Origin of the sequence: Agrobacterium vitis, assembly GCF_014926405.1 — a bacterium.
Classification (GTDB): domain Bacteria; phylum Pseudomonadota; class Alphaproteobacteria; order Rhizobiales; family Rhizobiaceae; genus Allorhizobium; species Allorhizobium vitis_H.
The window spans coordinates 623,985-633,159 of sequence record NZ_JACXXJ020000003.1 but is presented as its reverse complement, the minus strand read 5'-3'; the positions used below and the strand labels follow the sequence as shown (position 1 = coordinate 633,159).

Annotated in this window: 7 protein-coding genes; 3 read left to right on the top strand and 4 right to left on the bottom strand. The window is 60.9% G+C overall.

What is annotated here, in order from left to right; genetic code table 11:
• The first annotated feature begins 4 nt into the window (after positions 1 to 4).
• The 3 genes from IEI95_RS04410 to IEI95_RS04400 all read left to right on the top strand — a co-directional run bounded on the left by IEI95_RS04410 (position 5) and on the right by IEI95_RS04400 (position 5,158).
• Positions 5 to 1,585, top strand: a complete 1,581-nt coding sequence (locus IEI95_RS04410) for a PfaD family polyunsaturated fatty acid/polyketide biosynthesis protein (protein ID WP_156532190.1) — start codon at positions 5 to 7, stop codon at positions 1,583 to 1,585.
• On the top strand, positions 1,582 to 3,270 hold the full coding sequence (locus tag IEI95_RS04405) for an acyl-CoA dehydrogenase family protein (protein WP_156532191.1): 1,689 nt from the start codon (positions 1,582 to 1,584) through the stop codon (positions 3,268 to 3,270). The genes IEI95_RS04410 and IEI95_RS04405 overlap by 4 nt, the downstream gene beginning before the upstream one ends.
• Before the next feature lie 76 nt (positions 3,271 to 3,346).
• A complete protein-coding gene (locus IEI95_RS04400) occupies positions 3,347 to 5,158 on the top strand; it encodes an acyl-CoA dehydrogenase family protein (RefSeq protein WP_156532192.1) in 1,812 nt (603 codons plus the stop codon).
• A gap of 53 nt (positions 5,159 to 5,211) precedes the next feature.
• On the opposite strand, the gene IEI95_RS04395 is transcribed toward IEI95_RS04400, so the two are convergent.
• From IEI95_RS04395 to IEI95_RS04380, 4 genes are read right to left on the bottom strand one after another with little or no spacing between them, the layout of a single operon-like run.
• Positions 5,212 to 6,156 carry an acetamidase/formamidase family protein gene (locus IEI95_RS04395; RefSeq protein ID WP_156532193.1) on the bottom strand — a complete coding sequence of 315 codons (945 nt, stop codon included), beginning with the start codon at positions 6,154 to 6,156 and terminating at the stop codon, positions 5,212 to 5,214.
• Between the two features lie 17 nt (positions 6,157 to 6,173).
• Positions 6,174 to 7,160, bottom strand: coding sequence for an oligopeptide/dipeptide ABC transporter ATP-binding protein (locus IEI95_RS04390; RefSeq protein ID WP_156532194.1), 987 nt, complete (start codon positions 7,158 to 7,160; stop codon positions 6,174 to 6,176).
• A complete protein-coding gene (locus IEI95_RS04385; protein ID WP_156532195.1) occupies positions 7,157 to 8,194 on the bottom strand; it encodes an ABC transporter ATP-binding protein in 1,038 nt (345 codons plus the stop codon). The genes IEI95_RS04390 and IEI95_RS04385 overlap by 4 nt, the downstream gene beginning before the upstream one ends.
• A gap of 2 nt (positions 8,195 to 8,196) precedes the next feature.
• On the bottom strand, positions 8,197 to 9,168 hold the full coding sequence (locus IEI95_RS04380; protein WP_156532196.1) for an ABC transporter permease: 972 nt from the start codon (positions 9,166 to 9,168) through the stop codon (positions 8,197 to 8,199).
• Positions 9,169 to 9,175: the final 7 nt, after the last annotated feature.

Here is a 9,175-nt window from a genome sequence, read left to right as displayed (position 1 = left end):
TATCATGACGATCAATGCACGATTTGAAGACGCCTCCGCAACGCCTGCTATTGTCTGGGACACCCCGTCAATCCGTCGGCAATTGCAGAAATTGGATCAACCTGGCTCCGTGGTCAGCGATGGCACCCGGCTTGGGGTGACCTCGGAACTGGAGCCGCTGGAAGCCGGTTTCAAAGTGGTCTGCCGCTATCCTGCCCTGGCGCCAAGTGCGCTGGGGGACCCGGATTTCCTGGCCCATTACGATCTGCGCTTCCCCTATATGGCAGGCGCGATGGCCAATGGCATCGCCTCGCCGGACCTGGTTATTGCGCTGGCGCAGCAGGGGTTTCTGGCAAGCTATGGTGCAGGCGGCGTTCGGCTGGAACAGGTCGATCAGGCGCTGGCCAAGATTACCTCGGCGCTACAAGGCGCGCCGTTTTCAGTCAATCTCATCCATAGCCCCAGTGAACCGGCTATGGAAAATGGCCTGATCGATATTCTGCTGCGCTATGGTGTCACCATTGTCGAAGCCTCCGCCTTCATGGGGTTGACGCCTGCACTGGTGCGTTACCGGGCGCTTGGCCTTCGCCGCAGGGAGGATGGCGGCATCGATATTGGCCATCGGCTGATCGCCAAGGTCTCTCGCTCGGAAGTGGCCTCGGTCTTCATGGAGCCTGCGCCGGAAAACATCTTGAAAAAGCTGCTGGCCCAGGGCGCGATCAGCGAGGACCAGGCCGCATTGGCGGCCCAGGTGCCGATTGCCGACGACATTACGGCTGAAGCCGATTCCGGCGGGCATACCGACCGCAGACCGCTGGTCGTATTGCTGCCGATCCTGCTGCGGCAGGCGCAGAAAGTGGCCGAGAAGAATGGTTACGCCAAGCCGATCCGCATCGGTGTCGGTGGCGGACTTGGCTCGCCCAAGGCAATTGCCGCCGCCTTTGCAACGGGTGCCGCCTATGTGGTGACCGGGTCGGTCAATCAGGCGTGTCAGGAATCCGGCTCATCGCCTTCGGTGCGCGCCCTTTTGGCCAAATGCGGCTTTGCCGATACGACAATGGCACCGGCTGCTGATATGTTCGAGCTTGGGGTGGAGTTGCAGGTGTTGAAGCGCGGCACGCTGTTCGCCAGCCGCGCCAAGATGCTCTACGATCTCTATCGCCGCTATGACAGTCTCGACGCCCTGCCTGAACCGGTGGTGCAAGAGCTGGAGCAGAAACTGTTCAAGCAAAGCCTTGCCGATGTCTGGCGGATGACGGCGGATTATTTTGTCGGCCGCGACCCCAAACAGGTCACGGAGGCGGAAGCCGATCCGAAGCGCAAGATGGCGCTGGTGTTTCGGGCCTATCTTGGCAAGGCATCTCATTGGGCCAATGCCGGGGAAGAGGGGCGTCAGATCGACTACCAGATCTGGAGCGGTCCGGCGATTGGTGACTTCAACGAATGGACGGCTGGCACCTATCTGGAACAGCCGGAGGGACGCCGTGTCGTGGATGTCGCTACCCATCTGTTGCAGGGCGCGGCCTTTGAGACGCGGCTGCATTGGCTGGCCATGGCCGGTGTCCGCTTCCCCCATCCGATGTCCTATGAGATTGCGCCGCTATGACAACATCCGCCTTCTATCTCGACCGGTTGCGGACGCTGTTGGGCGATCCGCTTGAAGATGACCACCCCTTTTCCTTCGCCACTGCCGTGAAGGCCGATCTTGACGGCGATAGTCTCGACCTCCAGGCCACGGCGCTGGTCGAGTCAGGCTTTATCCGGCAGATCATTCCAGCCCATTGGAAGACGGGCGGGGAATTGGTGGATCTGGAAGCGGTGCTTGAAATGGCGCGCCTTCTGGCGGGCCGCAATCCATCGCTGATGCCTCGGCTGATGTATTCCATCGGGGCAATCACGGTGCTCGATCTGGCTGGCACTGAGGCGCAGCGTAAGACCCTGTCGGACTGGCTGCTTGCGGGCCACAGCGTAGCCCTTGCCGTCAACGAACCCGGCATTCGCAGCGATCTGATCAACAACCAGACAAAGGCGGAACGTCAGGGTGACTGGTATGTGATCAATGGCCGCAAATGGCTGGTTGGTCAGGCCGAAAAGGCGCGGGCCTTGATGGTCATGGCCAAGACGGGTGCAGGCGGACCGGCGGCTTTCTCGCTGTTTCTGATCGACCGGCAACCGCAATGGGAATCCACCCTGCCACACCCACGGGCAGAACTGAGCGGCATGCGCGGCATCGATGTCGCCGATGTCGATATTGATGTGGCCTGTGTCAATGTTGCAAACCGGGTGGGTGGCGAAGGCGAAGGCATCGAGCTGGTATTTCGCGCCGAATCTGTCATCAAGCTTCTGTCGATTGGTGCCATGCTCGGCCCCTGCGAAAGCGCCTTGCGGCTGACCTATGGCGAGATAGCCAAACAGGCCAATGGCGGCCATCCGCATCAGCATTTTCTGCTGGCCGGTGCCTATGCCGATTACCGGATCATGGACAGTGTCGCGAAAGCCGCAGCCCGCTTCGCGTCTTTCCGTCCGCAGCATTTTCCGGTGGCGGCGGCGGTCGCCAAACAGATCGCCCAGGAATTCAGCAGCCGGATTTTCACCAGCTTGATGGCAGCCCTGGGTGCCCGCTCGGTGCTGGCGGAGGAGCCGGTCTCGGCGATCCTTCAGAAATTGCGCCGCGACGGTGAAGTGGCGCAATATATGGATATCAATCCGCAGGTTAACCTCGGCATGTTGGCCAATCAATTGCCCAGTCTGACGAAGCGCCGCGCCAAGCTTGAACCGGGTCTTGCCGATGCGCTGTTTGCGCAATTGCAGGCGGAACTGTCACCGTCCTCGCCTTGCCCGGCCATGGTGCTTGCCAAAGTGCCGATGCTGAACAGGGCAGGTGAGCCATTGACGGATCTGTTGCCCGGGCTTGCAGACCGGTTTTCCAAGCTGACATCCGAGCACGACCGTGCGGTGGTGGACGCGCTGCAAGAGGCAGAGACACGTTTTGCCGCCCTTGAAGAGGGCATGACTGAACTGCTGGCCCTGCGCCAGGGCGAACGGCCGGAAGCCGTCAATGCGGGAGCTCAATTTGCACGGCTCTATGCCGTTTCCTGCTGCACGCTATCGGCACTGGCTGAGGGCGGGGACGATCTTCTGCCCTTCATGCTGCAACGCCTGCTGGCCGGTGATCGCTATGCCTTCAGCGGAGAAGATCGGTTCTATCAAGCGGCTTGGCATAGTCTCGCAGAAGCGATGGGGGCTGGTGAAGACGTTTATGGTGATGAAAGACGGCACGCTGCGGTTTAGCAGCGGTCGATGATTTTTCTCGTTTTTCAGGTGGTCTCGACAGGGCCATGCAAGACATTTTGATCAGGAGTTTCAGATGCTATTTCCCGAGGTGAAGAAAAAAGGGTCTGCCGAGGTCCTGGCGACATTGCGGCAGCTGGATCTGGCCATGGGCGATCCGTGGGATACGGCAGCACCGGCCTCCTTCGCGCAGATCATGGCTGATGACGAAGCAGAGCGGTTTCCGGCCCGTCCCTATGATGCGCTGGTGGGTGAAAGCATCAGTCAATGGCTGGTGCCGGAAGGTGCTGGCGGCATGATGTTTTCCTATCCGGAATCCCTGCAAATGTACCGGGCCATTGCCCGCCGCGATATGACCCTGGCAACCATCGCCATCCTGCCCTTCATCGGCTATCTGGCGATTGTCACCTGCGGCACGGAAGAGCAGATCCGGGAATATGGACGCTTCGTGGCCTCTGGTGGCTCGATTTCCTGGGGGTTGAGCGAAGGCCGCCATGGCAGCGACCTTCTGACCAACGAGACCACGGCGATCAAGGATGGCGAGTTCTACCGCGTCAATGGCGAGAAATGGCCGATTGGTTTTGCCGATCGGGCCGGTGCGATGATCGTTCATGCCCGCACGGACGAGGCGATTTCGCCGGTCTCTCACACGATGCTGATCGTTGATCGTAGTCATCTTGAGCGCAAGAACTACCGGGTTCTGCCCAATGAACGTCTTTACGGCGTGCGCGGCCTGCCGCTGGGCGGGGTGCGCTACGAGGATGCCAAGGTGCCGGTTGGTCAGGTGCTTGGCCGCGAAGGTGCCGGGTTGGAAGTATCGCTGAAAAGCCAGCAATCCCTGCGGCTTGGCGTGGCTGCCATGTGCCTCGGCGCTGTCGATACCGGCTTGCGGCTGGCCTATGGCTTTGCTGCCAACCGAAGCCTCTATGGCAACCAGAAGGTGATCGAATTGCCGGTCAGCCGTCGCCAGATCGCCGATGCCTTTGCCGATCTGATGATCTCGGAAATCATGGTCGCCTCTGCCACTCGGCTGGTGCATTGCCTGCCTCGCCAGCTTTTCCTTTATTCCTCCATTTCCAAATATCTGGTGCCGAAGCGGCTGGAACAATCGCTGCAAAGCCTGGCAACAGTGATCGGCGCGCGCTTCTACCTGCGCGATGGTTTCGGTCACGGCGTCTTCCAGAAGCTGCTGCGCGATATCGGCATGACCGGCTTTGTCGATGGCAATAGCTATGTGAACATGCGCGTCGTTGGCAGCCAGATGGAACTGGCGCTTGGCAAGGCGCTGGCTGCTCGTGAACAGCCGTTCGATGCAGCGCGCCGGGCGTTGCTGGATGATATCTACGATATCCGCCGTCCTGTGGGTCCGCCGCGCTGGAGCAAGCTTGGTCTTTCCGGCAATGGCGATGATATCAGTCTGGCTGGCCTTCCCGATGCGCTGCGCGAGTTGAAGCCATTGGTGTCGGAGAGCGAATATGCGCTGGTAGTGAGCGTGATGGATGAGGTCGTTAAGCTGGATCAGGCTCGGCGCGAGGCTCAGGCGAGACTTGGTCGCGGATTTTCCAACAGCGCCAATTTCTATGCGCTGACAGACCGCTATTGCAGCCTGAATGCCGCCGCCTGCTGCATTCAGTTTGCCGTGGCCAATGCTGGTGGCATGCCTGCCTCACTGCCGGATGGATCGGGCTGGCTTGGCTATTGCCTGAAGCGGATCATGCACTGGATGTACCCGACCGAGTTCCTGCCAGAGCCGGAAGAGGTGTCCGGCCTGATCGAGGTGATCGGTGATCTCTATCAGTCCAACCGGGCCTTCTCGGTTTTCCCCTTCGAATATGCGGGAAGCCGCGAAAGCATGGAACAGGGCGGCAAGCTGCTGACCAATAGTTGATCGTCAAAACAGTGAGGGCGGCGGCCCGTGCCGCTGCCGTCACTTGCCTATTGTCAGGCAAAAACGATCCGGGGAAAATAAAAGCTCACCACCCAGTTCGGCATATCGACCACTTCGCTGATTCTGAGATCGCCGCAGACCGAGCAAAGCATATAGGCATCGACCGGGGCCATGCCATGCTCGGCGGCCAGAAGATCGACCATTCGCATCACGGCCTCGCGGGCGCCGGTCATCAGGTCAGGGCCGATGCCGGTCGTCACCTCATAGCCCGCGCCGTCCAGATGCCGGGTGACGGGTTCGGTCACGGTGAAGCGCGGGCTTTGCAGGGCCATGCCCTTCACCAGATCCAGCGTCAGTTCCACATCCATGCGGCTTTCGATAGCGGTGCCGCACACTTCCCCATCGCCTTGCGCGGCATGGGTGTCACCGACCGAAAACAATCCGCCCTCGACCTCGACTGGCAGATAAAGCGTCACACCCGCCGAGAGATCGCGGATGTCAAGATTGCCGCCGACCCTGCGCGGCGGCACGACTGAGTGCGGACCGGGGTCGGCTGGCGCAAGCCCGATGGTTCCGGCGAAGGGTTTCAGCGGCACCTTGCCGCCTGGGCCGTAAAGGGCAGGGATCATCGACACCGAATCATAGTGCCAGACATGCAGGGCCGGGTCCTTGAACTGATCGGCGAGCAGGCCAAAGCCCGGAATATTGGCGGTCCAGCCCAGGCCGGAGGGATGAAACTTGCGGATGGAGACCTTGACCACATCGCCGGGCATGGCACCCTCGATATAAACCGGGCCGGACACCGGGTTGATTCCGGCAAAATCCAGGGTCGCAAGGCTCGCAGGCGTTGCATCGGCGCCGAGCTGGCCGCCGGAGGCATCCATGCATTCAAACAGGATCGTTTCGCCTGGTTTTGCGACCAGCGCCGGTTTGAAATCCTTGTCCCAGCCGAAGTGATGCTGGGCGCGGTGGATGGTATGGGTGCAGGCGATGCACATGGCAGGCTCCCTTTTCTTCAATCCAGCGGAAAATGACAGGCGACTTTGCGCTCTGCCGAGACAGGCGTCAGCGGTGGTCGCAGGTCGCGGCAGATATCCTTTGCATAAGGACAGCGGGTGGAAAACTTGCACCCGCTTGGCGGATTGAGCGGGCTTGGAATTTCGCCTGTCAGCAGGATGCGTTCGCGCTTTTCGCGCTTATGCGGTTGCGGAATGGCCGACAGCAGTGCCTGCGTATAGGGATGGCTAGGATTGGCATAGAGCGCATCCGTTTCGCCGATCTCGACGATGGAGCCGAGATACATCACTGCCACCCGCGTTGAGACCTGCCGCACCACGGCCAGATCATGGGCAATGAACACATAGGTGAGGTCGAGCTTTTCGCGCAACTCGCTGAACAGGTTGACGATTTGCGCCTGCACCGACACATCGAGCGCGGAAACCGGCTCGTCGGCAACAATCATCTTCGGTTCGACCGCCAAGGCCCGGGCAATGCCGATCCGCTGGCGCTGTCCGCCGGAAAACTCATGCGGATAGCGGTCCAGATATTCGCGCCTCAGCCCGACGAGATCCATCAGTTCGGCCAGGCGGTCCTCGATAGCGGCACCCTCGCGGATCTTGTGAACCTTCAGCACTTCGCTCAGCACATCGCGCACCTTGCGGCGCGGATTGAGCGAGGCGGAGGGGTCCTGGAAGATCATCTGCATCTTGCGCCGCACGGCTTTCAGCGCCTTGCCGTCCACCTTGGTAATGTCTTGTCCGTCAAACATCAGCGATCCGCCGCTGACATCGTAAAGGCGTGTCAGACAGCGTCCGAGCGTCGATTTGCCAGAACCGGATTCGCCAACCAGCCCCAGGGTCTCTGTGGGGTAAACGTCGAGGCTGATGCCTTCGACGGCGCGCAGCAGTTTGCCGGAGCCGGGACGCATGGTCTTGCCGACAGTGAAGCTCTTGGTGAGATCCTGTGTCGAGAGCAGGGGCGTGGGGTGGGGTGTCTCGCTCATGCCAGGGTCTCCAGCGGCAGGATGTCTTGGCGAAGAGCCTCACGTTCCGGCCCGTCCAGCACGCAGAGCGCCGATTGCTCTCCCATGCGTCGCAATGGTGGATGTGCTGCGCAGCCCTCCCGCGCAAACATACATCGCGGTGCAAATCCACAGCCCTCCGTCAGGCTGTCTGGCGTGGGTGGCATGCCGGGAATGGATTTCAGCCGCTTCAGGCGTGGTCCGGTCAAAGGCGGGATCGAGGCCATCAGGCCCCAGCTATAGGGATGCATCGGTGTCGAGAAGATCTGGTCGGTGGTGCCGCGTTCAACGATGCGGCCCGCATACATCACCGCCACCCGGTCAGCGACTTCGGCGACCACGCCCATGTCATGGGTGATGAGAATAATGGCCGAGCCGAAATCCTTGCGCAAGCGGATCAACAGGTCAAGTACCTGTGCCTGCACAGTGACATCCAGCGCCGTCGTCGGCTCGTCGGCCACCAGCAGCGCCGGGCTACAGGACAGTGCCATGGCGATGACGACGCGCTGGCGCATGCCGCCGGACAGTTGATGCGGATAGCGGTCTACGGCCTCGCCCGGATTGGACAGGCCGACTTCGCCCAACAGTTCAATGGCCCGCAGCCTTGCCGCCCGTGCCGAGATCGGCTCATGGGCGCGGATCTGTTCGGCGATCTGCCAGCCCACTGATTTCACCGGGTTCAGCGCCGTCATCGGGTCCTGGGAAATCAGGCCGATCTGCTTGCCGCGAATGCGCCGCATCTGGCTTGCCGACATCTCCAGAATGCGCTGGCCGCGAAAGGTGACAGTGCCGTCCACCCGCGTGGTCTTGCGGTCATGCAGGCCGAGCAGCGACAAGAGGGTCACTGATTTGCCGGAGCCGGATTCGCCGACGACAGACAGGATTTCACCTTCGCGCACGCTAAAGGACACATCGCGCACCGCCCGCACATAGCCACGATCGGTGGCGAAGGAGACGCTGAGGCCGTTGACATCCAGCAGCAGGGGCCGGTCTTTAATGGTGTCGTTCTGGTTCATTTTCAGCTTCCCCGCACGCGCGGATCGATCAGCACATAGACGACATCAACCAGGGCATTGGCGATGACGACGAAGAAGGAGGCGTAGATCACAGTGCCAAGGATCATCGGCAGGTCGAGATTGAGCAGGGCCTGATAGGTCAGGCGTCCGACGCCGTTCAGCCCGAACACCACTTCCGTCAGCAGCGCCGAGCCGCCGACCAGTGCGCCGAAATCCAGCCCGAACATGGTGACGAATGGAATGAGTGAGGTGCGCAGCGCATGGTGCAGCATGACCCGCGATGGGCTGAGGCCCTTGGCGCGAGCAGTGCGGATGAAATCCTCCTGATAGGATTCGACCAGCGTTGCCCGCAGCACCCGGCCATAGATGCCGATATAAAGTGCGGCCAAGGTACACCACGGGATAATCAGTGTCTTGAACCAGCCGGCGGGGTCGGTGAAAAACGGCTTGTAGCCAAGCGATGGCACCCAGGAGAAGAAGATCGTGTCGTGGAAGCGGTGCTGGGAAATGAGGTTCATCACCTCGCCCAACCAGTAGACCGGCATTGAGACGCCGATCAGTGCCAGCACCATCAGCCCGCGGTCCAGCGCCGTATCGCGGGCCATGGCGGCAATGACCCCGACAGCAATCCCGCCGATCACCCAGAGCACGGCAGCACCGAACACCAGCGACAGGGTGACGGGGGCAGCCGCCGTCACTTGCGGCACCACCTTCATGCCGCGATTGACGAAGGAGGCGAGATCCTGGGTAATGAACAGCCGTTTCATCATGATGCCATATTGCACCGGCAGCGGCCGGTCGAAGCCGAATTCCTTGCGGATCGCCTGGATGGTTTCCGGCGAGGCATTGCGTCCGGCAATGCGGGCGGCAGGATCAGCACCCGGCGTTGCGAAAAAGATCAGGAACACCAGCGCCGAAATGCCAAACAGCACGAAGATCATCTGGGCGAAACGTTGAATGAGGGCATAGATCATCGGGCGG